The sequence below is a fragment of the Cryptosporangium arvum DSM 44712 genome, from assembly GCF_000585375.1.
GTDB lineage: Bacteria > Actinomycetota > Actinomycetes > Mycobacteriales > Cryptosporangiaceae > Cryptosporangium > Cryptosporangium arvum.
In genome coordinates this window covers 4,732,156-4,755,397 of the sequence record NZ_KK073874.1, presented here as the reverse complement: position 1 = coordinate 4,755,397, position 23,242 = coordinate 4,732,156, and the positions used below count along the sequence as shown (strand labels likewise).

The 23,242-nt window shown below is 72.6% G+C and carries 26 protein-coding genes and 1 pseudogene; 17 read left to right on the top strand and 10 right to left on the bottom strand.

Annotation, left to right across the window (positions count from 1 at the left end; translation table 11 throughout):
* Together CRYAR_RS21345 and CRYAR_RS21340 are read right to left on the bottom strand one after the other, a co-directional pair.
* Complete coding sequence (locus CRYAR_RS21345) at nucleotides 1-795, bottom strand: SAM-dependent methyltransferase (RefSeq protein ID WP_035853904.1); 795 nt, start codon at nucleotides 793-795, stop codon at nucleotides 1-3.
* A gap of 70 nt (nucleotides 796-865) precedes the next feature.
* Nucleotides 866-1,987, bottom strand: coding sequence for a winged helix DNA-binding domain-containing protein (locus CRYAR_RS21340; RefSeq protein WP_035853895.1), 1,122 nt, complete (start codon nucleotides 1,985-1,987; stop codon nucleotides 866-868).
* Nucleotides 1,988-2,132: 145 nt separating this feature from the next.
* On the opposite strand from CRYAR_RS21340, the gene CRYAR_RS21335 reads away from it, so the two are divergent.
* Nucleotides 2,133-3,302 carry an MFS transporter gene (locus tag CRYAR_RS21335; protein ID WP_035853884.1) on the top strand — a complete coding sequence of 390 codons (1,170 nt, stop codon included), beginning with the start codon at nucleotides 2,133-2,135 and terminating at the stop codon, nucleotides 3,300-3,302.
* Nucleotides 3,303-3,327: 25 nt separating this feature from the next.
* Here the strand turns inward: CRYAR_RS21335 and CRYAR_RS43425 are convergent, their stop codons facing one another.
* Nucleotides 3,328-4,305: a helix-turn-helix domain-containing protein gene (locus tag CRYAR_RS43425; protein WP_051570749.1), complete on the bottom strand. Its 978-nt coding sequence runs from the start codon at nucleotides 4,303-4,305 to the stop codon at nucleotides 3,328-3,330.
* 161 nt (nucleotides 4,306-4,466) lie between these two features.
* On the opposite strand from CRYAR_RS43425, the gene CRYAR_RS21325 reads away from it, so the two are divergent.
* From CRYAR_RS21325 to CRYAR_RS47450, 3 genes are all read left to right on the top strand, one after another.
* A complete protein-coding gene (locus CRYAR_RS21325; protein WP_084700776.1) occupies nucleotides 4,467-5,255 on the top strand; it encodes a lysozyme in 789 nt (262 codons plus the stop codon).
* A gap of 85 nt (nucleotides 5,256-5,340) precedes the next feature.
* Nucleotides 5,341-5,715 (top strand): transposase, encoded by a 375-nt coding sequence (locus tag CRYAR_RS21320; RefSeq protein WP_245620488.1) that lies wholly within the window; start codon nucleotides 5,341-5,343, stop codon nucleotides 5,713-5,715.
* On the top strand, nucleotides 5,712-6,194 hold the full coding sequence (locus CRYAR_RS47450; RefSeq protein ID WP_051570747.1) for a transposase: 483 nt from the start codon (nucleotides 5,712-5,714) through the stop codon (nucleotides 6,192-6,194). Before CRYAR_RS21320 ends, CRYAR_RS47450 begins: the two co-directional genes overlap by 4 nt.
* 121 nt (nucleotides 6,195-6,315) lie before the next feature.
* On the opposite strand, the gene CRYAR_RS21310 is transcribed toward CRYAR_RS47450, so the two are convergent.
* Complete coding sequence (locus tag CRYAR_RS21310; RefSeq protein WP_035853860.1) at nucleotides 6,316-6,792, bottom strand: hypothetical protein; 477 nt, start codon at nucleotides 6,790-6,792, stop codon at nucleotides 6,316-6,318.
* Nucleotides 6,793-7,209: 417 nt separating this feature from the next.
* Here CRYAR_RS21310 and CRYAR_RS50270 point away from each other — a divergent pair.
* A pseudogene (locus CRYAR_RS50270) lies at nucleotides 7,210-7,684 on the top strand (recombinase family protein); the annotation flags it as partial.
* Between the two features lie 335 nt (nucleotides 7,685-8,019).
* On the opposite strand, the gene CRYAR_RS43405 reads toward CRYAR_RS50270, so the two are convergent.
* Both CRYAR_RS43405 and CRYAR_RS43400 read right to left on the bottom strand, forming a co-directional pair.
* Nucleotides 8,020-9,897: a serine/threonine-protein kinase gene (locus CRYAR_RS43405; RefSeq protein ID WP_051570744.1), complete on the bottom strand. Its 1,878-nt coding sequence runs from the start codon at nucleotides 9,895-9,897 to the stop codon at nucleotides 8,020-8,022.
* Nucleotides 9,898-9,985: 88 nt separating this feature from the next.
* Nucleotides 9,986-11,167, bottom strand: coding sequence for a PucR family transcriptional regulator (locus CRYAR_RS43400; protein WP_051570743.1), 1,182 nt, complete (start codon nucleotides 11,165-11,167; stop codon nucleotides 9,986-9,988).
* Nucleotides 11,168-11,335: 168 nt separating this feature from the next.
* Between CRYAR_RS43400 and CRYAR_RS21290 the strand changes: the two genes are divergently transcribed.
* From CRYAR_RS21290 to CRYAR_RS21255, 8 genes are all read left to right on the top strand, one after another.
* Nucleotides 11,336-12,115 carry an ABC transporter ATP-binding protein gene (locus tag CRYAR_RS21290; protein ID WP_051570742.1) on the top strand — a complete coding sequence of 260 codons (780 nt, stop codon included), beginning with the start codon at nucleotides 11,336-11,338 and terminating at the stop codon, nucleotides 12,113-12,115.
* On the top strand, nucleotides 12,112-12,876 hold the full coding sequence (locus CRYAR_RS21285) for an ABC transporter ATP-binding protein (protein ID WP_035853848.1): 765 nt from the start codon (nucleotides 12,112-12,114) through the stop codon (nucleotides 12,874-12,876). The genes CRYAR_RS21290 and CRYAR_RS21285 overlap by 4 nt, the downstream gene beginning before the upstream one ends.
* Nucleotides 12,873-13,763: a branched-chain amino acid ABC transporter permease gene (locus CRYAR_RS21280; protein ID WP_035853837.1), complete on the top strand. Its 891-nt coding sequence runs from the start codon at nucleotides 12,873-12,875 to the stop codon at nucleotides 13,761-13,763. The genes CRYAR_RS21285 and CRYAR_RS21280 overlap by 4 nt, the downstream gene beginning before the upstream one ends.
* Entirely contained in the window at nucleotides 13,756-14,874 is a 1,119-nt protein-coding gene (locus CRYAR_RS21275) for a branched-chain amino acid ABC transporter permease (protein ID WP_084700774.1), read from the top strand. The genes CRYAR_RS21280 and CRYAR_RS21275 overlap by 8 nt, the downstream gene beginning before the upstream one ends.
* Entirely contained in the window at nucleotides 14,810-16,030 is a 1,221-nt protein-coding gene (locus CRYAR_RS21270; RefSeq protein ID WP_211247570.1) for an ABC transporter substrate-binding protein, read from the top strand. The genes CRYAR_RS21275 and CRYAR_RS21270 overlap by 65 nt, the downstream gene beginning before the upstream one ends.
* A gap of 50 nt (nucleotides 16,031-16,080) precedes the next feature.
* The gene (locus CRYAR_RS43395) at nucleotides 16,081-16,422 is read left to right on the top strand and encodes an STAS domain-containing protein (protein ID WP_051570740.1); all 342 of its coding nucleotides are present in this window, start codon (nucleotides 16,081-16,083) and stop codon (nucleotides 16,420-16,422) included.
* Nucleotides 16,423-16,498: 76 nt separating this feature from the next.
* Nucleotides 16,499-17,239: a hypothetical protein gene (locus CRYAR_RS21260; RefSeq protein ID WP_051570739.1), complete on the top strand. Its 741-nt coding sequence runs from the start codon at nucleotides 16,499-16,501 to the stop codon at nucleotides 17,237-17,239.
* 32 nt (nucleotides 17,240-17,271) lie between these two features.
* Entirely contained in the window at nucleotides 17,272-17,952 is a 681-nt protein-coding gene (locus tag CRYAR_RS21255) for a phosphotransferase (RefSeq protein WP_035853817.1), read from the top strand.
* Here the strand turns inward: CRYAR_RS21255 and CRYAR_RS21250 are convergent.
* The gene (locus CRYAR_RS21250) at nucleotides 17,942-18,445 is read right to left on the bottom strand and encodes a hypothetical protein (RefSeq protein WP_035853807.1); all 504 of its coding nucleotides are present in this window, start codon (nucleotides 18,443-18,445) and stop codon (nucleotides 17,942-17,944) included. The genes CRYAR_RS21255 and CRYAR_RS21250 overlap by 11 nt on opposite strands.
* A gap of 81 nt (nucleotides 18,446-18,526) precedes the next feature.
* Between CRYAR_RS21250 and CRYAR_RS21245 the strand changes: the two genes are divergently transcribed.
* Nucleotides 18,527-18,829, top strand: coding sequence for a DUF1905 domain-containing protein (locus tag CRYAR_RS21245; protein ID WP_035865624.1), 303 nt, complete (start codon nucleotides 18,527-18,529; stop codon nucleotides 18,827-18,829).
* Here CRYAR_RS21245 and CRYAR_RS21240 read toward each other — a convergent pair.
* Nucleotides 18,816-19,301 carry a hypothetical protein gene (locus tag CRYAR_RS21240; RefSeq protein WP_035853803.1) on the bottom strand — a complete coding sequence of 162 codons (486 nt, stop codon included), beginning with the start codon at nucleotides 19,299-19,301 and terminating at the stop codon, nucleotides 18,816-18,818. The genes CRYAR_RS21245 and CRYAR_RS21240 overlap by 14 nt on opposite strands.
* 133 nt (nucleotides 19,302-19,434) lie before the next feature.
* On the opposite strand from CRYAR_RS21240, the gene CRYAR_RS21235 reads away from it, so the two are divergent.
* Nucleotides 19,435-19,902 carry a hypothetical protein gene (locus tag CRYAR_RS21235; RefSeq protein WP_035853798.1) on the top strand — a complete coding sequence of 156 codons (468 nt, stop codon included), beginning with the start codon at nucleotides 19,435-19,437 and terminating at the stop codon, nucleotides 19,900-19,902.
* 5 nt (nucleotides 19,903-19,907) lie between these two features.
* Complete coding sequence (locus tag CRYAR_RS21230; protein ID WP_245620487.1) at nucleotides 19,908-20,375, top strand: GNAT family N-acetyltransferase; 468 nt, start codon at nucleotides 19,908-19,910, stop codon at nucleotides 20,373-20,375.
* On the opposite strand, the gene CRYAR_RS21225 is transcribed toward CRYAR_RS21230, so the two are convergent.
* Complete coding sequence (locus CRYAR_RS21225) at nucleotides 20,359-21,366, bottom strand: alcohol dehydrogenase catalytic domain-containing protein (protein WP_035853783.1); 1,008 nt, start codon at nucleotides 21,364-21,366, stop codon at nucleotides 20,359-20,361. The genes CRYAR_RS21230 and CRYAR_RS21225 overlap by 17 nt on opposite strands.
* Nucleotides 21,367-21,517: 151 nt before the next feature.
* On the opposite strand from CRYAR_RS21225, the gene CRYAR_RS21220 reads away from it, so the two are divergent.
* The gene (locus tag CRYAR_RS21220) at nucleotides 21,518-22,390 is read left to right on the top strand and encodes a helix-turn-helix transcriptional regulator (protein ID WP_035853778.1); all 873 of its coding nucleotides are present in this window, start codon (nucleotides 21,518-21,520) and stop codon (nucleotides 22,388-22,390) included.
* On the opposite strand, the gene CRYAR_RS21215 is transcribed toward CRYAR_RS21220, so the two are convergent.
* Nucleotides 22,353-23,216 (bottom strand): crotonase/enoyl-CoA hydratase family protein, encoded by an 864-nt coding sequence (locus CRYAR_RS21215; RefSeq protein WP_035853773.1) that lies wholly within the window; start codon nucleotides 23,214-23,216, stop codon nucleotides 22,353-22,355. The genes CRYAR_RS21220 and CRYAR_RS21215 overlap by 38 nt on opposite strands.
* Nucleotides 23,217-23,242: the final 26 nt, after the last annotated feature.

Sequence of the window (23,242 nt, the reverse complement as noted above, 5' to 3'; positions counted from 1 at the left end):
TCAGCTCTTCCAGCCGACCGCGCCGTAGTTGCCGCACCAGGCCGAGTTGCCGTCGGCGTCGTCGGGCCAGTCGGGGCGCCACTCCACGACCCAGGTCAGGCCCGGGTCCACCAGGTCCCAGCCGGTCAGCAGCCCGCTGATCTCGTCCTGGGTGCGGAACGTCGTCGGGTTGGCGCTGGACTGGTAGATCGACTTGATCCGCGCCATCTCGTCCGGTCGCTCGTCGAGCGTCACGTGGGCCAGCGCGAGCGCGCTCCCGGCCGGCAGCGCCTCGCGGAACGTGGCCATGATCCCGGCCGGGTCCTCCGCCTCCGCGACGAAGTGCAGCACGGCCACGGCGAGCAGGCCGATCGGCTGATCGAAGTCGAGCAGCTCCCGAGTGACCGGGGACTCGAGCACCTTCCCGGGCCGGCGGATGTCCGCGTGCACGATGCCGGCGCGGTCGACGTCGCTCAGAATCGATTCGCTGTACGCGACCGCGACCGGGTCCATGTCGACGTAGACCACCGTCGAGTCCGGCGCCACCTCGTGCACGTTGCCCGCGGTGGGGATCCCGGAGCCCAGGTCGATGAACTGCTTCACCCCCGCGTCGACGAGGAAGCGCACGCTGCGGTGCAGGAAAGCCCGGTTGGCCTGGGCCATCAGCGGCGCGTCGGGGAGCAGCTCCAGCACTTTCGCGGCGGCCTGCCGGTCGGACGCGAAATTGTGCGACCCCCCGAGGTAGTAGTCGTACATCCGGGCCGCGGAGGGCTGGTTGGGGTCGATGTTCTGCACCGCCCAGTCCGGATCGTTCACAGGCGTAACCCCCTGAGGTTCGGCGTCCCGCGATCGTATGTCCACAAGCGGCGGTCGACGCAAGGGGCTCTCAGGCGTGTGGACCGATCGTTACCGGCCCGAGGGTGAGCGCGGGGGTGCCTTCGAGGATCACGCCGACGCGCTCCACCTCGCGCTCGAGCGCGGCGCGGTGCACCGGTCCGAACTGCTCGACCGTGATCGCCAGCCGGCGCCCGGAGCGACGCACGTGCCACACCCCGGCCACCACCCCGTCGACCACCACCACCGGATGGTTCCCGGCCTGGGTGCGGGCCAGGGCACGCTCCCAGGCCCGGCCCGGGAAGACCTGGTCACGCGGGTGGCAGCCGACCTGATAGGCGTCGAAGTACGGCAGGAGCCGGACGCTGCTCCCGGACGCCGGCGCCGTGTCCCCGGCGAGCACCCACCCCTCGACGCCCTCGACGTCGACCCGCTCCAGGTCGGCGGCCGCGAACAGCGCGGCGGCCCACGGCTTCGGGGCGGCCAGCCACTGCGCGAAGTGCTCCGGCCGCGCCGGGCCGTAGCTCGTCAGGTACCGGCGCAGCACCTGGTCGAGGGCTCGGTCCGGGTCGGCCGGCACGACCCGCGGGTTGACGTAGGTGACCTTCTGCCCGCGGTTCGGCCCGAACGCGAGCACCCCGCGGTGCCCGGCCCGGTGCAGCACCTGACGCCAGCGCGGCCACATCCCGCCGAACGCCGGCATCGTGAGCTCCCCCGCCCAGGGCCCGGTGCGGGCCACGACCGCGTCGCTCAACTCGTCGATGGTCAACGCGACGCCGTCGAGCGCGTCGCCGATCGCGGTGACGACCTCGTCGGTCTGCGCGTCGTCGAGGCGGACGCCGTCCGGGAACCGGTTCGGGCTCGGGACGGCGGCGAGCGCGCTCGTCCAGACCGGGAGATCGTCGGCGGCGAGCAGGTGCACGGTGCCGCGCGGGCCGAAGGTCTTGACGACGGTCCGGTCGCGCCAGAGGGCCTCGCGGACGTCGGTGCGGGTGGTGCCGGGGACGCGCAGGGCGAGCGAGAGTTCGGCGGCCGACATCACCTGCGCGTGCACCCCGCAGATCGCCCGGGCGACGTCGGCGAAGTGGGGTCCCGGCCGCGGGGCGCCGGGTGGCGTCAGGTGGTGGCGGGCGAGGCGGCGGGCGTGGACCTCGGGCCAGGTCAGTCGCTGCATGCCTCGACGGTATGCGTGATTCCGGTCAGTTTCCGGCCGCAATCCGGCGCGGACGATCGGGCGGAATCCGGGGACGGCTGATCAAGTGACGCCGGTGCGCCCGGCGCAGCCTCGGTAGCGGCTGACTACCGAATCGAGGAGCACCATGACCACCACCGTCGCCGCCGCCACCCGGGCGGACTGGCGTGCCGTCACGTCCGTCGGACTCGGGCTGTTCACGCTCGTGGCGAGCGAATTCCTGCCGGCGAGCATGCTGCCGCGCATCGCCGCCGACCTCGGCGTGAGCGAGGGCACCGCCGGCCAGGCCGTCACCGCGACCGCCCTGATGGGCGCGGTGATCGCCCCCACGATCGCGGTCCTGCTGCCCCGTCAGGACCGGCGCCACGTCCTGATCGGCCTGATGACGCTGGCCGTGGCGTCGAACCTGCTGGTCGCGGTCACGCCCAGCTACTGGCTGCTGCTCGTGGCCCGGTTGCTGCTCGGCGCCGCGCTCGCCGGGGTGTGGGCGTTCTCGATCGCGGTGACCTCCCGGCTCGTCCCGGCCGACCGCCTCGGACGCGCGCTGACCGTCGTCAACACCGGCAGCACGGTCGCGGCCGTCGCGGCGATGCCGCTCGGCGCCTACGTCGGGGAGGTGTGGGGCTGGCGGGTGGTGTTCGCGATCGCGGCGGTGGCCGGCGGGGTCGCGCTCGTCGCGCAGGCACGCTGGTTGCCGGCCGTACCCCCGGCCGGCTCACCCGGTCTGCGCACGCTGCTCCGCACGGCCCGGCGACCGGTGCTGGCCACCGGCCTGGCCGCGATCGCCCTCGTCGCCGTCGGCCACTTCGCGGCGTTCACCTATCTGCGCACCGCGCTGGAACCGGTGCCCGGCCTGACCGCCGGCCTGCTGGCGGCGCTGCTGCTCCTCTACGGCGCGCTGAACGTCGTCGGCAACCTGCTGGCCGGCCCGCTCGCCGACCGCCGCCTGACCGTCCTGGTCCTGGGCGCGCCGTTCCTGATCGGGGTGTCCACGCTCGCGCTGGCCGCGACGCTGGGGACGCTGGGCGCGGTGTTCGTCCCGGTGGCGGTGTGGGCGATCGGCTTCGGTGCCGTACCGACCGCGTTCCAGACGTGGATCGCCCGGACCGAACCCGACCGTCTGGAGCCCGCGACCGGTCTGATGATCGCCACGTTCCAGCTGGCCATTGCTCTGGGCGCGGTGGCCGGCGGGGTGTTGGTGGACGGCGTCGGCGTGCGCGCGGCGCTGGTAGCGGGCGGGGTGGCGGCCCTGCTCGGCACGCTGGTGCTGGCAACGCTCCGCCGGGTGCGGGCGTGAGACGTGCGTGCCGGTGGCCCGGGTATCAGGGGTGGTGGGTGGTGCGCCAGGTGCTGGGTGGGACGCCGACCACGCGGCGGAAGGCGCGGCTGAACGCGGCTTCGGAGCCGTAGCCCAGGGCCACGGCGGTGCGGGCGACCGACCAGCCCTCGCGGGTGAGCAGCTCCTTCGCGCGCTGGGTGCGGATGCGGAGCACGAACCGGGCCGGTGACTCGCCCACCACCGCGTGGAAACGTTCGGCGAAGGTCGACCGGGAGACGTGGGCCACCCGGGCCAGCCGGTCGACGGTCCAGGCGGCGCCGGGGTCGGCGCGGATCGCGGCCGTGACCCGGGCGATGTCCGGGTCGGCGGCGGCCCGGTGCCAACCCTCGGCGTCGCATCCGGACTCCACCCAGGCCCGCACCGCGATCGCCGCGACCACCGTCGCCAGTTGCGACACCACCGAGGAGGTGCCGGGGCGGTCCGCGGCCCACTCGGCCTCGACCTGCGCCAGCAGCGCGGCGGCGACCGGTTCGCGGGTGGCGAACCCACAGCTGAGGAGAAGCGTCGGCAGCCGCTGCGCGACCAGGTCGGGTTCGCCGACCGGGTCGAGCACCGCGCTCAGCAGCACGGTCGGCACCAGCGCCCGGATCGTGTAGTCGCCCCCACGCAACGCGAGAACCGCGTCGCCGGCCCCGATCCGCCGGGCCCCGTTCCCCAGCGCACGCGCGTCCCCGCCGTTCCCCGAGCGGGGACGGTCCAGCACCGGCGCCCCGGCCCGGCCGGCGCCGACACCCGGAGCGCGCCCGCCGGCGTCACGATCAGGCGCGCGTCCGCCCGGCGAATCCGCGATCGACGCGGACGCCGGGCCGGTGAGCGTCGCGTCGCCGCTCAGCACGTGGTGGAACCGCACCTCGGCACCGAAGAACCGATGATCGGCTCCGGCCACCACCGACACGCGGTCGTACCGGGAGACCGTCCACCGCATCCGGTCGAGCAACGACGACACCGCATCAGGCTCCATACCAGCCACCAAGGCACGTCGCCATCGATGCATTCCGTTCAGGCGTACGGCCCAGGTCCCCCTCATCCACCGGGACGAACACCTCCCGCCGGGACAGCCGCCGGTCGACGTGCCTTGTTAGCGTGCTGCGAATTGCTCGCTGTGACGGGGGTTTGCGCGTGATGCGCGTTTTCTGGGTAGTGCTGTTAGCCGGCGCCGTGCTTGGCGGCGCGGTGTTCACCGCCGTGCGTGTCGTGGACGTGTCCGCGGCGCCGGCTCCGGCGACCTCACCCGCGGCCCAGGCCGCGCCGGCCGCGCCGATCCGCGGCCTCGACGTGTCCAACTGGCAGGGCAACGTCGACTGGACCGGCGTCGCCGCGCAGAAGCCCGCGTTCGCGTACATCAAGGCGACGCTCGGCACCGACTTCCGCAGCCCGAACTTCTCCCAGCAGTACAAGGGCGCCACCACGATCGGCCTCATCCGCGGCGCGTACCACTTCGGACTCCCGCTGCGCAGCGGCGGCGCCCGCCAGGCCGACTTCTTCGTCGACCACGGCGGCGGCTGGTCGCGCGACGGGCGGACGCTGCCGGGAGCGCTCGACATCGAGCACAACCCGTACCCCGACCGGGCCGGACGTCCGGAGTACAGGAAGAACGAGTGCTACGGGCTGACGCAGACGGCGATGCGCGGCTGGATCCGCGCGTTCCTCACCCGGTACCACCAGCGCACCGGCCGTCACGCGGTCATCTACACCACCACCAGCTGGTGGAAGGCCTGCACCGGCGACGACCGGGAGTTCGGGGCCACCAACCCGCTCTGGATCGCCCGCTACAAGCCCACCGTCGGGCCGCTCCCGGCCGGCTGGGCGAAGCACACATTCTGGCAACACTCCTCCACCGGCCCGTTCCCCGGCGACTCGAACGTCTTCAACGGCACCGCCGCGCAGCTGAGACAACTCGCGTCGGGCTAGGGCGTGTTGAAGAAGTCCGTCGTTCGTTGGGTAACGCGCGGCCCGTGGTGATCTGACGAAAGCGGAGTGGGAAGTCCTGTCGGCGGTGCTGCCGCCGGCGAAGCCGGGTGGCAGGCCGCCGCGTCCGCGGCGGCAGGTCATCGACGGGATCCGGTGGCGGGCCCGCACCGGCGCGCCACGGCGCGACCTACCCGAACGCCACGGCCCCTGGGAGACCGCCTATGCCCTGTTCCGGGACTGGCAGCGCGACGGGACCTGGGCGCGGATGGTGTCCGACCTGCAGTCCCGCGCCCAGGCTCGAGGGCTGATCACCTGGGACGTGTCGGTCGACTCGACCGTGGTCCGCGCGCACCGGCACGCGGCGGGCGCCCGTCAAAGGGGTCGGATCAGAGACAACCACCGGGAGGGGTCACCGCAGAGCCCAACGACCACGGTCAAGGACGGTCACGCCGCGGGTTGAGCACCAAGATCCATCTGGCGACCGACCCGGGGCAACGCCCGCTATCGCTGCTGCTCGCCGCCGGACAAGCCGGTGATGCCCCGCAGTTCCAGCCCGTTCCGGACGCCATCCGGGTCGCCGATCGGGCCGGCAGACCGCGGACACGACCGGCGCGAGTCCTGGCCGACAAGGATCACGGATCCCGCGCTAACCGCGCCTACCTGCGTCGACGCGGGATCCACGCCACGATCCAAACCGCGCGGGAGCTGATCGCAGGCAAACGCGGGCCGACCCGGCTGGGCTCCGCCCTGTTGCTGAAGTTCTACACCCGAGCGGGCCGGTTCCCGCGTGGACGCAGCGACTTACCCGCCGAGGCGGTGGCGTTCGTCGACCGCCAGGTCGACGAACAGCGAGGTGACCCGGGGTTCTACGAGTGGTTCACTCCGACCGACGTCCTTTCTGGAATTGTCTTACCAAGTACCAGCAGAACGCAACAATAATCAGGACCATTGCCAGCACAAAGAACTGATAGGGGTGAAAGTCCATACCGGGCCACCTTTCTGGGTAGAGCTGAGCATCCGCGACTGCGCTATATTTTGCCGCCGACGATATCACAATTCTTCATTGTCGACGGCGATTCGTAATGCACCCATTGGTCGACCGAATGATGCCGTCGTGGCTCCGCTCGGCTGACGTAGAGGGGCAAGCCAACCGTCCGGTGAAGACGGTGGCCCCCTGATCGACGTGCCCCTGAGCCATGGATCGGTCATTCTTCCCGGCGAGGCTGTGAATCACGCCAACCTGCCCGTTGCCCGAGCTGCCGGCGCCGCCGTAGGTCAACCCGCGGACGCTGTAGATCGAGGAGCCGGACGAGTTGTATCGGTAGTTGGCGCGGTAGGTCATGGACCACGTGATCGCGCCCCAGCTGATCAGGCAGTTGTCCATGTAGGTCGAGCCGCCCGAGATGCGCTTGACGCACTGGGAGACACCCTTAGCGGACATCTTGCCGCTGGTGCTGGAGGTAGCCGACACCGTGGCGGTTGCTGCGGGAGCCTCGCTCTGAGATGCCGCCACCGAACCATCGGCGTAGCGGTACACCGTGGTGTCCAGATCTCCTCGCCGAGATTTCGATTCCTTGACCGGGACGGAGTTCCTCTGCCAGTCCCACGTTTCACCGGCAAGGAATTATTGAATTAGCTTCCATTGCGTGGCTTTCGGCACGCCGTAGTTGGTCAGACCATTCTGAACGTAGGCGATATCCGCGTCGGAGTAGGCCTGGTCGGCCATTGCCGGGGCGGTCGGCAGGGAATTCTGTGCTTATTCACAGCCTGGATAGGGTCTCCGCAAGGCAGGCATGAAAGTGCGCGAGGAAAGGGCAAGATAGTGAGCGCCACCTCGCTGATCAAGATAGTTGATATGGCGGGAACGCCGAATTTAAGGAAACGTCGTTCGGCAGGCGCACAGGGTTCCGGGAGGCATCGACCAGAACACCACCGTCAGCTCGACGGCGTCGAGATCGATCGGGTGTTCACCGACACGGTGTCGGGCAAGGACACGAGCCGGCCGAAGCTGGAGGAACTGCCGGCCTTCGTCCGCGACGGCGACACCGTGGTCGTGCATTCCATGGACCGGCTCGCCCGCAACCTCGACGACCTGCGCCGGCTGGTCAGGACACTGACCGGCGCAGGTGTGGAGGTGGAGTTCGTCAAGGAGTCCCTGACCTTCGCTGGCGAGGACTCCCCGATGGCCAACCTGCTGCTCTCGGTCATGGGCGCGTTCGCCGAATTCGAGCGCACGTTGATCCTCGAACGCCAACGCGAGGGCATCGCCGCAGCCAAGGCCCGCGGCGTCTACACCGGCCGCGCTCCCGCGCTGAACATCGAGCGGGCGGCACAGCTGCGCGCGCGCCGAAGCCGGGGAGAAGAGGACCGCCCTCGCCCGCGAGTACGGCATCTCCCGGGAAACCGTTTACGCCTACCTACGCGCCGACGATGTTGTCGCCGCCGTCCACGCTGGCCAGGCCGCCGTTGACGACGAGGCCGCCGTTGACAAGCGGCTGGACGCCGGGCCGGACCCGGAGCCGCGCGATCGGCTGCAGAACCAGCCGGCGGACTGACTCGTGACCAGCTCGCCGCGAGGTTGAGGCCGGCGTCAGCACCGTGACCCTGCTCGCCCGCTCCAGGCCCACGTCGGTGCAACCTAGAGCGCTACGCCGGCCCCGACGCTATCGCCGCGACCGACCCGACCGCCCGACGCCGACCGCCCAGAACAGGCCAGTGATCATGCGATCAACGAATGGCTACGCTGACCAGCTTTCAAACAGGGCTAGGCGCGGTAGATCGTGAAGTCGTCGAAGCAGACCTCGAGGACGTCGTCGCCGGTGTCGGGGAGGCGGACGATGACGCCGGCCTGCACCCGGGGGCTCTCCGGGAGCGGGGTCGGGTCGCGGACGTCGGCGGCCTGGGTGCCGTTCACCCAGAGCGTGAGGCGGTCCGCGCGGCAGGCCGCTTCGAGCCGGACCGGGTCGTCGCCGAGCTTGGTGGCCCGTCCGGAGGCCGGGAGCAGCTCCGTCGGGGTTCCGTCCTGCTGGCGGACGATCCGGACCGCGCCCTCGCGGGAGAGGTAGAAGAAGTAGCCGGTGCCGGTGTCCTCGTCGCCCCGGCAGCTCAGACCGACCTCGCCGGTGCCTGCCGACCGGTCCGCGAGCCGGGCGGTGACGCCGACGGCGACGTCGCGCAGGGCGGTGTCGGCGCCGTCCTTCGGCGGGAACGGGGACGCGACCTGGTTCGTGCGTTCCTCGCCGCGGGCGAGCATCGTGTAGACGCCGCGCTCCGGGTCGTAGCCGCGGGTCGCGACCTCGGCGGCGTTGTCGGCGTCGGGCTGGTAGCGGTACCCGTCCCAGTCGTTCTGGGCGTCGAAGGTCTGCCGGTAGAGCAGGTCGCCGGTGGCGGCGGGCGGCCGGGGTGGGGCCGCGGTGCCCCGCCCGACCTGGTCGGAGCCGTCGTCGCCGAGCAGTAGCACCGCGCCGACGCCCGCCACCAGGGCGATCACCACCGCGAGCGCGACCACCGGCCACAGCACCCGTCTCCGCCGCCCCGCTCCCGCCGAGCCCGCCCCCGCGGAACCCGGCCCGGCCGGAACCGGCCCCGGCCCCACCGGCATCGGGGCCGTCGGGCCCGGTCCCGTCGGCATGGGGGCCGTGGACGCGTGGCCCACCTGGTCGGCCGTCGGCGGGGCGTACGCGCCGGACACCGGGACCGGGATCGCCGGCGGTGGCTCCGGCATCCGCCGGGTCGCACCGGGTGACGCCGCGAACGGCACCGTGGGCTGCTCGGGCCGGGGGCTCAGCCTGGTCTCGGCGATCGCGCGGGCGTCGAGCGCGTGGGCGTCCGTCGACGGCTCGTCGTGGCCGAGCAACCGCAGCAGCATGTCGCTGGCGGCCGGCCGCCGCGCCGGGTCCTTGTCCAGGCACGCCGCGAGCACCGGCACCAGACCGGCCGGCACCCCGCCGAGGTCCGGTGCGTCCGACAGGATGCGCCGCAGCACGGCCGGCACCGAGTCGTTCCCGAACAGGTGGGCACCGGTCGCGGCGTACGCGACCGTCGCCGCCCAGCTGAACACGTCGCTCGCCGGGCCGACGGTCTCCCCGCCGATCTGCTCCGGCGACATGTACGAGATGCTCCCGAGCACACCGCTGGCCGCGGTGACCGTCGCGTCCTGCGACCGGGCGATCCCGAAGTCGATGACCCGCGGCCCGTCCGGCCCGAGCAGGACGTTGTGCGGCTTGAAGTCCCGGTGCACCACCCCGGCCCGGTGGATCGACACCAGCGCGGTGATCGTGCCGACCGCGAGCCGGTGCAGCGTCCCGCCGGTACGCGGCCCGTCCGCGGTGACCGCCGAGGCCAGCGACGGCCCGGGGACGAACTCGCTGACGATGTACGGCGGGTCGCCGCCGAGGTCCGCGTCGAGCACCTCGGCGATGCAGAACGACGAGACCTGCCGCGCGAGCTCGACCTCCCCGCCGAACCGCCGCCGGGCCGAGGTGTCGGCGACCAGCTCGGGTTTGAGCACCTTCACCGCCACCTGCACGTCGGCGCCGGTCACCCCCAGGTACACCGCGCCCTGCCCGCCCTCGCCGAGCCGGCCGACGAGGCGGTAGGGCCCGAGTCTCTCCGGGTCGCCGGCGCGTAACGGTGAAGCCACGGATCCCCCCGGAGCAGCTGGAACTCCCCGTTGTCTAGCACGCGGCGGCGACGCGGCGCATCAGGCGGCGGGCTCGGGGTCGTCCGGGTCAGGCGCGGGGCGCGTAGCGGCCGTTCTCGCCCGACCGATTCGTGTCCATTCGCACGGCCAGCACCGCGAGGTACAGCTCCACCAGCGCCCGGGTGCTGGTCAACCGGCGGCCGGTGAGCGCCTCGATGCGGTGGGCGCGCTTGAGCACGGTGTTGCGGTGGCAGTACAGCTTGCGCGCGGCCCCGGCGAACGACCCGTCGGCCTCCACCAGAGCCTCCAGCGTGGACAGGTACACCTCGCGTTCGCCGGCCCGCAGGGTGAGCAGCCCGCCCAGGGTGTGGCGCACCAGCACGTCCGCGACGTCGGGCACGCCGGCGACGAGCGCGTGCGGCAACCGGTCGGTGACGCGGGCGATGCCCTGGAAGGCCGACGGCAGCGTGCGCAGCGTGAGCACGGCCAGGCGGTGCGCGGTGGCCACCTCGTCGAAGCCGTCGATCAGCGGCGACACCGTGACGGCGCCGGGCAGGCACGCGGCCAGCGCCTCGGTGGCGCGCGGCAGCTCGTCGGCGCCGAGCAGGGACAGCAGCCCGACGTCGCGCGCGCCCTGGGTGACCCATGCGGACGTGAAACCGGCGGTGCGCAGCGCCGTCTCCGGGTTGCCCGACCCGACCGTGGAGACGACGACGACACGCGGGCCGCGGACCGGCACGCCCAGCACCTCGCCGGCCTCCTCACCGGCCGCCGCCGACGCCGGTGGGCGGTCGAGCAGCGCCGACAGCACGAGTTCGCGGCGTCGCCGGGTGGTGCGCTGCAGGCGGCTCTGCTCCTCGCGGTAGGCCTTGGTCACCAGCGTCGAGACGCGGTCGAGCGCGTCCCAGACGACGACCGCCTCGTCGAGCAGCCGCCGGACGCAGTCGTCGCCGGAGCGGGCGGCCTCCCCGACCAGCCCCTGCCAGATCACCCGGGCGCAGAGCCGGAAGCTGTGCAGCAGACACTCCACCGGCAGGCTCTCCTGGGCGCAGCGCCGCCCGGTCTCCTGGAGCGCGGCCCGCTCGCCTTCGCCGGCCAGTTCGCGCAGCATCTGCTCGACGCTGACCGCGCAGTCGGTGACCACGCCGGGATAGTCGGGCAGCGCGGCGTGCACGTGCTGGGACACCTCCGCGGTGAGGGTCCGGAGGCGCCGCGTGCGCAGCCGGACCGCGAGCGCGGACACGCCCGGGCCGACCGGCTCCGCTGCCATACCGGCGGAGGCTACGCGGGCCGATCGGCGCGGAACAGGCGGTTGGATCACTGAGCGAAACGACGAGTGTGCACTCCGCACACCAAGTGCGTGACAAATCGGTGCTGTTGACACCGATTGGGGCTCATTCGACCTGGTAGGAGGCCGTTCGCACACACACTCACGACCGTGACGCTGACCGTCGACAACCTCCATGTCGCCTACGGCGGCGCGGTCCGGGCCCTGCGGGGCGTGAGCCTCACCGTGCCCGACGGCGGCATCGTCGCCGTGCTCGGCAGCAACGGCGCCGGGAAGAGCACGCTGCTGCGGGCGATCTCCGGCACGCTGCGTCGCCTCGGCGGCCGGATCGAGTCGGGCACGATCCGCTTCGACGACACCGACCTGACCCGGCGCGACCCCGCGAGCATCGTCCGGCGCGGCGTCGCCCACGTGCCCGAGGGGCGCCGGATCTTCGGGCGCCTCACGGTCGACGAGAACCTGCGCGCCGGTGGGCTCGGCAACCGCGACCGGGCCGCGAAAGCCGCCGCGCGCGACCGCATCAACGACCTGTTCCCGGTGCTCGCCGAGCGGCGCACGCAGCGCGGCGCGCTGCTCTCCGGCGGCGAGCAGCAGATGCTCGCGATCGGACGGGCGCTGATGGCGGCCCCGAAACTGCTGCTGCTCGACGAACCGTCGCTGGGCCTGGCGCCCAAGATCATCGGCCAGATCGGCGAGATCGTCACCGAGATCCACCGGCAGGGCACCGCGGTGCTGCTGATCGAGCAGAACGCGACGATGGCGCTGCGGGTGGCGTCCGAAGCGCATGTTCTGGACGTGGGGACGGTGTCGCTCTCCGGATCGGCCGACGAGTTGGCCGGCAACGACGACGTGCGCCGGCTGTACCTGGGGCACTCCGCGCAGCGCCCCGGAGCCGCCGAGCCGAAGACCTTGTCGCGGTGGTCGGAATGAACGACCCGGTGGAGATCGACGGCATCAGCGTCCGGTTCGGCGCGGTGTCGGCGCTCGCGGACGTGTCGTTCACCGTGGAGCCCGGCACGATCCACGCCGTGATCGGCCCGAACGGCGCCGGTAAGTCGACGCTGTTCAACGTGCTCACCGGCGTGTACCGGGCCTCCGGGGGCGAGGTGCGCTTCGGCGACGCCCGCCTGGACACGATGCGTCCGTTCCAGATCGCCGGGGTGGGCGTCGCGCGCACGTTCCAGAACATCGCGCTCTCGGCGCGGCAGTCGGTCGCGGAGAACCTCCTGCTCGGCCGGCACCACCTGACCCGCACCGGTTTCGTCGCCGGGGGGCTGGGCCTCCCGCGGGCGCGACGGGAACACGCGAAGCACGCGGCCCGCGTCACCGAGATCGCCGAGTTCCTCGACCTCGGCGACAAGCTGCACACCCCGGTCGGCGTACTGCCCTACGGCGACCAGAAACGCGTCGAGGCGGCCCGCGCGCTCTGTGCCGAACCGCGTCTGCTGCTGCTCGACGAACCGGTCGCGGGCATGAACGCCGACGAGACCCGGCGGATGGCCGAGGTGATCGCCCAGATCCGTTCCGCGCTCGACATCACGATCATCCTGGTCGAGCACGACATGGGGATGGTCATGTCGCTGGCCGACCGGGTCACCGTGCTCGACTTCGGCCGCCGGATCGCCGACGGCACCCCGGCCGAAGTGCAGTCCGATCCCGACGTGATCAAGGCGTATTTGGGGGCGGCATGACCCAGTTCCTCTCCCTGCTACTGAACGGCGTGTCGCTGGGCGCGATGTACGCGCTGATCGCGCTGGGTTTCGTGATCATCTTCAAGGCCAGCGGCGTCGTGAACTTCGCGCACGGCTCGTTCCTGCTGCTCGGCGCGTACACGATCGTGCGGCTCTCGGACCCGCTCGGGTTCTGGCTCGGCACGGTCGTCGGGGTGGCGCTGACCGCGGCCGTCGCCGTCCTGATCGAACGGTTGCTGATCAACCGCCTGCGCGGCACCACCGACATCGCGCTCGCCGTCGTCACGATCGGCGTCGACATCATCCTGCTCACCGACCTGACCCGGCGGATCGGCTCGGACATCCTCAACGTGCCCCACCCGTGGGGCGGCGACGTCGTGCGGCTCGGCGACGTCGGCATCAGCACGAACCGCGCGCTGGCGATCCTGGTCGCGGCCGTCCTGATCGGCGGGTTCTTCGCCGCGTTCAAGTACTCCGACTGGGGGGTGGCGATGCGCGCGGTCGCCGAGGACGGGGACGCGGCCGCGCTGATGGGCATCCGGCAGGGCCGGGTCTCCGCGATCGCCTGGCTGGTCGCCGGTGCGCTCGCCGCCGTCGCCGCGCTGTTCCTGGTCGGCGCGCCGACGCCGGGGGTGAGCCCGGCGGTCTACACGGTGGCCCTCGGCGCGTTCCCGGCCGCGATCCTCGGTGGCCTGGACTCCACCGGTGGCGCGCTGGCCGGTGGGCTGCTGATCGGCGTCGCCGAGGCGCTGGCCGCCGGCTACCAGGACCAGTTGCTGTTCCTCGGCCGCGGGTTCGGCCCGGTGGTGCCGTACCTGGTGATGATCGTGGTGCTCCTGGTCCGGCCGTCGGGCCTGTTCGGCACCCGGGAGCTGACCCGTGTCTAGGGCGTTGCGATGGGTGCTGCCGGCGATCGTGCTGATCGTCGCTCCGTTCTACGTCGAGGAGTTCTGGCTGCGCACCGGCTTCGCGATCTGCGGGGCGATCGTCGGCGCGATCGGCCTGAACCTGCTGCTCGGCACGGCCGGGCAGCTCTCGCTCGCGCACTCGTTCTTCCTGGCCGTCGGGGCGATCAGCTACACGTTCTTCGCCGGCACCGGCGGTGACGAGGTCTCCGGGCTGGGCTGGCCGCCGCTGGTCGCCGCGGTGATCGGCGTCGTCCTGGCCGGGGTCGCGGGGCTGGCGTTCAGCCCGATCGCGGCCCGCCTGCGCGGGATCTACCTCGGGGTGGCGTCGCTGGCGCTGGTCTTCGTCGGCCAGCACGTCCTCAACAGCTGGACGTCGGTGACCGGCGGCTTCAACGGCCGCTCGGTGCCGGACTTCTCGCTGTTCGGGTTCTCGTTCGCCGACACCCCGCGGCTGGTGCTGCTCGGCGTGCCGTTCCGGGAGTCCGAGCGGCTCTGGTACCTGGGGCTGCTGCTCGCGGTCCTCGCTTTCCTGTTCGCCCGCAACCTCGTGCGCTCGCGGCCCGGGCTGGCGCTGCAGGCCGTGCGCGACAGCGAACTCGCCGCGTCGGTGATGGGCGTGAACGTGCAGCGCTACAAGGCGGGCGCGTTCCTGGTCAGTTCGGCCTACGGCGGCCTGGCCGGGGTGATGTACGCGTTGTCGATCGGCAGCATCGCCCCGGAGTCGTTCGGCCTGTTCGTCTCCATCCAGTACCTGGCGATGGTCGTGCTCGGGGGCCTCGGCTCGCTCGGTGGCGCGGTCGCCGGCGCGGTGTTCGTCACCGCCCTCCCGCTCGTCCTGCAACGCTATTCCGACGCGCTCCCGCTGGTCAGCGGGGCCGGCGGCGACGGCCTGGCCGCGGGTGAGGCGGCCCGCTACCTCTACGGCCTCGCGATCGTGCTCGTCGTCCTGTTCCAGCCCGCGGGCCTCGCGGGCTTCGCTCGCCTGTTCCGGAGAACCCAGCCGCAAAGGGGAACCATCGATGAAGATGCTGACCAGAGTGGCCGCCGCCACCGTCGCCCTCGCGCTGTTGGCCGCGGGGTGCAGCAGTAAAGCCGAATCGGGTTCCGACGGCGGCTCCGGCGACGTCACCACCGACGTGGGCGTGGAGGGCAGCACGATCACGCTCGGCGTGCTCACCGACCTGACCGGCGTGTTCGCCGCCCTGGGCAAGGACATCACGAACGGCAACACCCTCTACTGGAAGTCCGCGAAGGTCTGCGACAAGTACGCCGTCAAACTCGACGTCCAGGACACCGGGTACGTCCCGCAGCAGGGTGTGCAGCTCTACAGCTCGATCAAGTCCGACGTGCTGGCGATGCAGCAGACGATCGGGTCCCCCATCAACGCGGCGCTAGCCAAGGACTACGAGGCCGACACGATCGTCAACTTCCCCTCGGCCTGGGGCGAGAAGCTCACCGACATCCCCGGCACCGGGGTGCTCGGCCCGACCTACGACGTCGAGATGTCCAACGCCTACGACTACGCGTTCGAGAAGGGACTGCTGAAGGAGGGCGACACCGTCGGGCACATCTACTTCGAGGGCGAGTACGGCGAGACGGGCCTGGAGGGCACGACCTACGTCGCGAAGCAGAAGAAGCTGAAGGTCGTCGAGGCGCAGATCAAAGCCACCGACCAGGACATGAGCGCCCAGGTGACGCAGCTCAAGGCGCGTGGCGTCGACGCGATCGTGCTGACGGTCGCGCCGGCCCAGACCACCTCGGTGGCCGCGGCCGCGCAGGCGCAGGGTCTCGACGTGCCGATCCTGGGCAGCAACCCGGTGTTCGCGCCGGGCCTGCTGCAGGGTCCGACGGCGGCCTGGCTGAAGTCGCACCTGTACGTCTCCGCGCCGGTCTCGACGTTCGAGAAGCACCGCGACCTGTACGACAAGTACACCGCGGCGTTCCCGGACGCGAAGAACCCCAGCGGCGGCGTGATCCTCGGCTACGGCATGTCCGAGATCATGAAGCAGGTGCTGGACACCGCGTGCGAGGACGGTGACCTGACCCGCGCCGGGGTGCTCAAGGCGTTCCAGGGCCTGAAGAACATCGACACCGGCGGTCTGATCGTGCCGATCGAGGCGTTCACCCTGCACCGCTCGCCGAGCCTGCAGAGCTACATCTACCAGCCCGCGGACGTGCCCGGCGGCGCGAAGGTCGTCCAGGACGCGTTCGAGGGCGAGTTCGCGCCGGGGCTCGCCGAGAGCTGACCGGGCCAATTATCCTGGTAGCGAACGAATGCTCCCGCCCGGAGGCCGTCGTGACCGATCACCAGCTCACCGTCACCGTGCGCGTGGTCGGCCGCACCGCCCGCGTCGCGCTGCACGGCGAACTCGAACACCGGACCGCGCCGATCCTGCTCGACGCGCTCACCTGGCTGCACCGCGGGCTCGCCGACACGCTCGTCCTGGACTGCCGGGAACTGACGTTCGTCGACGCGCGGGGGTTGAGCACGATGCTCCGGGCGCGGGCGGTCGCCGCCCGCGCCGGCGCGGCCCTGGTACTGGACCACCCGTCGGTCCTGCTCTCGCGCATGCTCCTGACCACCGGCCTGGTCGACGCGCTCCCGGTCGTCGACCAGGCCCACCGGCGCGACCACTGACCCGATGACTGTCCGGTTTGGGAGGAATTGCCGCGTCGCCCTTGCGGAGACGCGCGTTCCGAGGTCCGATGGTGTGATGGACGACATGTCCTGGCACATCGACCGGCGGGACCCGGTCACGATCCTCGGGCTGTCGGGTCCGCTGCGGCTCCCGGGCGTCCCCACCGTGCGTGGCCTGCTGCTCAAGTGCCTCGCCGAGTGCCCGGCCGGCGTCGTCGTCGACCTGTCCGGGCTGACCGTGACGCGACCGGTGGTGCTGATGGTGTTCCCCGCGGTGCTGAACCGGGCCGAGACCTGGCCCGCGGTCCCGGTCGTCCTGGCCGCGCCGACCGACGAGACGAGCGCCGCGCTGCGCTGGTCGCCGGCGACGCGGACGGTGCCGGTGCGGGCCACCGTGGAGGCGGCGGTCGAGGCCGTCCGGGCCGGGGTCGCGCCCCTCGGCCGGCTGCGCATCCATCTCCGCCCGACCGACGCGGCCGCCGCCGAGGCCCGCCGCTTCATGCGTGACGCGTGCGCCGCGTGGAACCTGGAGGACGTCGTCGGCGAGGCGACGGTCATCGTCACCGAACTGGTGGACAACGCGGCCAGGCACGCGCGCACCGAGCTCGTCGTCACGCTCGCCTACCGGGGCATCTACCTGAACATCGCGGTGTCCGACGGCACCCCGGAGCCGGCCCGCAGACGCACCGACGTCAGCGCGCCCGGCTCCAGCCTGCCGGGCAAGGGGCTGCGCCTGGTCGACGAGTTCGCGGCCGCCTGGGGCACGCTGCCCACCGAGGAAGGCAAGACGATCTGGGCGACGGTGCGCGTCCGCTGACCGCTCCGGACCGAGTCCGAACAGGAGCTGCTATGCCGGCGCCGGGGCCGTTGCTCGCGTCGGGGCGTTGGAGCGACGTGTACGCGCTCGACGCCCACCGGGTGCTGCGCCGCTGCCGCGATCCGGCCGGGCGCCCGGAGTGGGAGCCCGACGTCATGCGGCTGGCCCGCGACGGCGGAGTGCCGGTGCCCGCGGTGCTGGACGTCGACGGCGCCGACATGGTGCTCGAACGCGTCGACGGGCCGACGATGCTGGCGGACCTCCAGCGCCACCCCTGGCGCGGCTCCCGGCACGCGCGGACGCTCGCCGACCTGCACGAGCGCGTGCACGCGGTGACCGCACCCCCGTCGCTGCGCACGATCGGCGCGCCGGGCGACCGGCTGCTGCACCTGGACCTGCACCCGGCGAACGTCCTGCTGGCCGACACCGGGCCGGTGGTCATCGACTGGCAGGGCGCGGCCCGCGGCGCGGCCGCGACCGACCTCGCGCAGACCTACGTACTGCTGGTGACCTCGACGGTCCCGGGCCGGACCCGGGAGCGGGCGGTGGGACGCGCCGGACAGGGCTGGTTCGCGCGGTTGTTCCGCACCGCCGCCGGCCGGACCGCCCTGGAAGCTGCCCTCCCGGCGGTCGCCGAGCGCCGCCTCGCCGACCCGTCCGTCCGGGCCGAGGAGGTCCGGCGCATCCACCGCCTGCTCCGGGTCAGGCGGTGAGGGCCTTGGCGAGATCGTCGCGGAAGGCCCGCTCGGACGGGGTGACGGCCTCGCCGCCGATCCCGAGCAGACCCCCGCTCGACGCGGCGCCGACGACCGACTCGGCCACCTCCACCAGCCAGTGCCGGTAGGTCTCCGCGTCGGCCGGCGCGGCCTTCGCGGCGAGCAGCGCGTTCGCCTCGCCGGCGCGGCCGACGACGTCACGCGCGTAGGCGGCGGGGTCGCCCGGCTCGATCACCGGAGCCTCCTCGCCGAGCTCCGGATCCCCCACCTCGGCGACGATCTCGTTCGCGATCGCCGTCACCAGCGGGCTGGCCGACGCCCGGGCGTCGGCGATGACGTCCAGCCCGGCGGCCGACTCGGCGCGGGTCTTCCGCGTGCTGTCCGGACTGGCGGCGCTCGCGGCGACGAGCACCGACTGGGGAAGACCGACGAGCAGGCCCCACTCGGAGTCGGTGAAGCCCAGCGTCGCGTACAGCGGCAGTTCGGTCACGGAACACTCCTCGTCACTCGGGTTACAACCCGACCGGTACCCACCCGGATTCTGTCGCACCCCCCTGACAAGGTGTCGACCGTGATCGTGACCTTCGACGCCGAGCTCTGGATCTGGGAAGCGCGGCGCGACGAGAGCTGGACGTTCGTCAGCCTGCCCGAGGACGCCTCGGACGACATCCGGGACCTCACCGCGGGCCTGGAGCGGGGGTTCGGGTCGGTCCGGGTCCGGGCCCGCATCGGCCTGAGCACCTGGACGACGTCGATCTTCCCCGACCGGAAGCGCGGCGCCTACGTCCTGCCGGTCAAGCGGGCGATCCGCACCGCCCAGTCGCTCGAGGCCGGCGACACCACCACCGTGGAGGTGGAGCTCATCGACCGCTGACGATCGGGGTGTTCTGCGCGGCGGCCAGCCACCAGGCCCCGTCGCGCTCGACCAGCACGTACAGCGCCATCTCGGAGAACCCGCCCTCGGCGACGGCCCGGCGGCGGAGCTGGGCGACGATCACCCCCGGCGCGGGCACCCGCACGGCCACCACCTCGAACCGCGACGCCGGCGCCCCGACCGGCGGCGCCCCGACCGGCGGCGCCCCGACCGGCGGCGCCCCGACCGGCGGCGCGTCGGGGTCCACTGCCCCGCGGGCACCGGCCATCATCCGGCGGTGGATCTCGTTGAGCGGCGCGAATCCCGCGAGCGTCGCCCCGTACGGGCTGCCCCAGAGCACGTCGTCGGCGAACCACCGGTCGTACGCGTCGGCGTCGAGCGTGTCCCCGGCGCGCTGGAGCCCGGCGGCGAAACGCCGCACCACGTCCTCGGCGGAGTCCTGGGCAGCGGAATCGTGCAGTGTCGGTCGCATAGGGAGGGACCGTAGGAGGTAAACCTCGGTTGAGGTCAAGGCGGCGGTTTCCCGCTACCGTGCTTCAGCGACGAAGGGACACACCGTGACGCGCTTAACGGATCCAGGTGCCCCACCGGGCCACCGCCGGCCGATGGACCGCAACCGTCTGATCGTGATCGCGGCCGTCCTCGTCGTCGGCCTGCTCGCGATCTGGGCGATCACCACCGGTGCGATCAGGTTCTTCGGCTCGGACGACGAGCCCACGCCCACGCCGTCGCGCGGCTCGGCCCAGCCGACGGTCGGCTCCACCGCCGCGGCCGTCGACGGCGATCTGCAGTTCCGCCTGGTCGGCGTGCAGTCGGCCGGCCCGCGCGAACTCACGGTCACGGTCGCGGTCACCAACCGCACGTCGGCATTCGTCTCGTTCTACGGGGAGTCCCAACAAGTGGTGAGTACCGAATCACGCACCGCGCCCGCCGCGGTGTCCCTCACGTCGCTGGAGCCGAAGGAGTCCACCCGCGTGACGCTGACGTTCGCGCTCCCGGAGAAGTTCACCGCCGCCGAACTCGACCTGCACGCCGCCCCGGCCTCGGCCGGCACCCGGATCCGGCTGGGCTGATCGGCGTGCGCCTGGAGAAACTGACCCCCGCCAACTACGAGGCGGCCTTCGACCTGCGGGTGCGCCCGGACCAGGAGGACCTCGTCGCGCCGGTGGTGAGGTCGGTCGCCGAGGCCTACCTCTACCCCGACAACGCGTGGCCGCGGCTGATCTACGACGGCGACCGGCTCGTCGGCTTCCTGATGGCGTTCCTGGACATGCCGTGGAACCCCGAGCGCGACCCGGACGACCGCCGCTCCGGGCTGTGGCGGCTGAACATCGCCGCCGAGGCCCAGGGCCGCGGGTACGGCCGGTTCGCGGTCGGCGCGGTCTGCGACGAACTGCGCACGCGCGGCGAGTCGCTGGCCTACGTCACCTGGGAACCCCGCGACGGCGGGCCGGAACCCTTCTACCTCAAGCTGGGGTTCCGCCCCACCGGTGAGCAGGCCGACGGCGAGACCGTCGCGGTGAAGGACCTCAGCGCCCCGTCGTGAGCACCATCCGGTAGCGCGCCCGGCCGGCCGTCATCCGGGCGTACGCGGCCCCGGCCTGCTCCAGCGGCAGCGTCTCGGTCACCGGCCGGACGCCGGTCAGGCGCGCGAACCGCAGCGTCTCCTCCACGTCGCGCGCCGTGCCCGACGGGTGCCCGTGCACGGTCCGGCTGACCGGCACCAACTGGAACGGGCTCACCCGGATCGGTTCCGGGTCCACCCCGACGACGACCAGCTCACCGCGCGGACGCAGCCCCGCGACTGTCGCGCCCATCGCGTCGGAGTTGTTCACCGTGGAGAGCACGACCGCGGCCCCGCCCAGCCGGGTGAGCTCGGCGGCCACGTCCGCGGTCGTGCTGTCGACGTAGTGGTGCGCGCCGAACCGGGCGGCCGGCTCCGCGTTCGCTGCGCCCCGGGAGATCGCGACGGTCTCGAATCCCATCCGCGCGGCGAACTGCACGCCGAGGTGCCCCAGCCCGCCCAGGCCGAGCACCGCGACCAGGTCACCGGGCCGGGCGGCGCTGTGCCGCAACCCGTTGAACGTCGCGACGCCGGCGCACCCCATCGGCGCCGCCTCGACCGCGCTGATCCCGTCCGGGATCCGGGCGAGCGCCGAGACCGGCACCACCAGCGCGTCGGCGTACCCGCCCGGGTACGCCCAGCCCGGCACCCGGATCCGGGCGCAGTGGATGAAGTCGCCGCCGCGGCAGGCGGTGCAGCGTCCGCAGTGACCGCCGAACCAGCCGACCGCGACCCGGTCGCCGGGCACCCAGTCCTCGACGTCGGCACCGACGACGTCGATCCGGCCGGCGATCTCGTGGCCGGGGACCAGCGGGAACGACACCGGATAGCCGCCGTCGACGAACGCCTGGTCCGTGCGGCAGACCCCGCACGCCTCGACCGTGACCCGGACCTGGCCGCGGCCCGGCTCCGGCGGTTCCTGCTCGACGACGCCGAACGAGCCGCCGGCCACGGCGACCTGGACAGTACGCATCTCTCGAAGACCTCTCCTCGGTGGGGGAACTCCTCGATTCCAGCCCGGCCCAGCGGCCTCCGGGGGGCCCGGACCGGCCCGCCGCGGCCTAGGAACGCCAGACCCAGGTTCGGCGCACTCGCCCGCACCACGGCCCGGGAATACTGGGAACGTGGTGCACAACGCCGAACTCCGTGAGTTCCTCCGTTCCCGCCGGGCCCGCCGCACGCCCGAGACCAGCGGGTTCTCCGCGACCGGCGCCGGGCGCCGCGTCCCGGGCCTGCGGCGCGAGGAGCTCGCCGCGCTCGCCGGCGTCAGCGTCGACTACTACGTCCGGCTCGAACAGGGCCGCGACCTCAACCCGTCCGACGCCGTGCTGGACGCGATCGCCCGCGCGCTGCGGCTCGACGACGCCGAACGCGCCCACCTCGTCGACCTGGCCCGGCCTCCCGCGGCGCGCCGGCGGCGGCCACCACGACGCGCCCAGCACGTCCCGGTGGCCACCCACCAGCTCCTCGAGACGCTCGACGCGGCCGCGAGCCCCGCGCTCGTGCTGGGGCGCCGGATGGACGTCCTGGCGATCAACCGCACCGGCCGCGTGCTCGTGGCCGATTTCCCGGTCCTCGCGGCCCGCGACCGCAACTACGCCCGGTTCGTCTTCCTCGACGGGAACGCCCGCGACCTGCACCCGGACTGGGAGTCGGTCGCCGCCGACACCGTCGCCGCGCTGCGTCTGGACGCCGGCAAGTACCCCGACGACCCCGACCTGTCGGCGCTCGTCGGCGAGCTGTCGGTGAAGGACGAGCGGTTCCGGCGCTGGTGGGCGGAGCACGACGTGCTGATGCGCACCACCGGCACCAAGCGCTACCACCATCCGGTCGCCGGCGAGCTCACGCTCACCTACCAGGCGCTCGCGCTGCCCGAGGAGGACCAGACGCTGTTCGTCTACACCGCGCCGGCCGGCAGCCCGTCGCACACCGCGTTGCGCCTGCTGGCGCCGGGAAGCGCTACGACGGGAACACCCGGGGGAGGTCCCGCTCGGTGAACTCCGGGCGGCGCTTCTCCCGGAACGCGCGCACCCCCTCCTTGCCGTCGCCGACGCTGGTGTAGAACATCGCCAGCGAGTCGGTGAGGTGCGCCTCCAACGGGTGCGGCTGCGCCACGTTGCGGTAGATGAGCTTCCGGGTCAGCGCGGTGCCCACCCGCGACCGGTCGGTGGTGAACTTCGCCGCCAGCGCGTACGCGGTCGGCAGCAGATCGTCCGGCGCCACCACGCTGCGCACCAGCCCGCCCTCGTGGGCCTCGGCCGCGGTCAGGATCTCGGCCGAGTACGTCCACTCCAGCGCCCGGCTGATCCCCACCAGCCGCGGCAGGAACCACGAGCTCGCCGCCTCCGGCACGATGCCGAGCTTGCCGAACACGAACCCGATCCGGGCCTTCTCCGACGCGATCCGGACGTCCATCGGCAGCGTCATCGTCGCGCCGATGCCCACCGCGGGCCCGTTGATCGCCCCGATCACCGGCTTGGGGCAGTCGAAGATCGCCAGCGTCACCCGCCCGCCGGTGTCACGCACGCCGCGCACGAACTCCGGGTCGTCGAGGCGCTCACGCAGCTGCTCGGGGGTGGGGCGCAGCGACTCGTCGAGGCCGAACACGTTGCCCTCGGCGGAGAGGTCCATCCCCGCGCAGAACGCCCGCCCGCTGCCGGTGACGACCACCGCCGCGACGTCCTCGTCGGTGCCGGCCCGCCCGAACGCGTCGACGAGTTCCTCGGCCATCGTCACGGTGAACGCGTTGAGCTGATCGGGGCGGTGCAGCGTCAGCGTCAGAATGCCGTCGGACACGTCGTAGCGCAGTGTTTCGTAGACCATGCGCCGATCCGACCACGCCCGACAAC

Excerpts from the sequence above, each read along its gene's own strand:
- CRYAR_RS21340 (WP_035853895.1), bottom strand. The coding sequence starts at position 1,987 with ATGCAGCGACTGACCTGGCCCGAGGTCCACGCCCGCCGCCTCGCCCGC.
- CRYAR_RS21270 (WP_211247570.1), top strand. The coding sequence starts at position 14,810 with ATGCTGACCAGAGTGGCCGCCGCCACCGTCGCCCTCGCGCTGTTGGCC.
- CRYAR_RS21260 (WP_051570739.1), top strand. The coding sequence starts at position 16,499 with ATGGACGACATGTCCTGGCACATCGACCGGCGGGACCCGGTCACGATC.
- CRYAR_RS21285 (WP_035853848.1), top strand. The coding sequence starts at position 12,112 with ATGAACGACCCGGTGGAGATCGACGGCATCAGCGTCCGGTTCGGCGCG.
- CRYAR_RS43400 (WP_051570743.1), bottom strand. The coding sequence starts at position 11,167 with ATGGCAGCGGAGCCGGTCGGCCCGGGCGTGTCCGCGCTCGCGGTCCGG.
- CRYAR_RS21215 (WP_035853773.1), bottom strand. The coding sequence starts at position 23,216 with ATGGTCTACGAAACACTGCGCTACGACGTGTCCGACGGCATTCTGACG.
- CRYAR_RS21335 (WP_035853884.1), top strand. The coding sequence starts at position 2,133 with ATGACCACCACCGTCGCCGCCGCCACCCGGGCGGACTGGCGTGCCGTC.
- CRYAR_RS21255 (WP_035853817.1), top strand. The coding sequence starts at position 17,272 with ATGCCGGCGCCGGGGCCGTTGCTCGCGTCGGGGCGTTGGAGCGACGTG.
- CRYAR_RS21225 (WP_035853783.1), bottom strand. The coding sequence starts at position 21,366 with ATGCGTACTGTCCAGGTCGCCGTGGCCGGCGGCTCGTTCGGCGTCGTC.
- CRYAR_RS21240 (WP_035853803.1), bottom strand. The coding sequence starts at position 19,301 with ATGCGACCGACACTGCACGATTCCGCTGCCCAGGACTCCGCCGAGGAC.
- CRYAR_RS21235 (WP_035853798.1), top strand. The coding sequence starts at position 19,435 with ATGGACCGCAACCGTCTGATCGTGATCGCGGCCGTCCTCGTCGTCGGC.
- CRYAR_RS21325 (WP_084700776.1), top strand. The coding sequence starts at position 4,467 with ATGCGCGTTTTCTGGGTAGTGCTGTTAGCCGGCGCCGTGCTTGGCGGC.
- CRYAR_RS43425 (WP_051570749.1), bottom strand. The coding sequence starts at position 4,305 with ATGGAGCCTGATGCGGTGTCGTCGTTGCTCGACCGGATGCGGTGGACG.
- CRYAR_RS21280 (WP_035853837.1), top strand. The coding sequence starts at position 12,873 with ATGACCCAGTTCCTCTCCCTGCTACTGAACGGCGTGTCGCTGGGCGCG.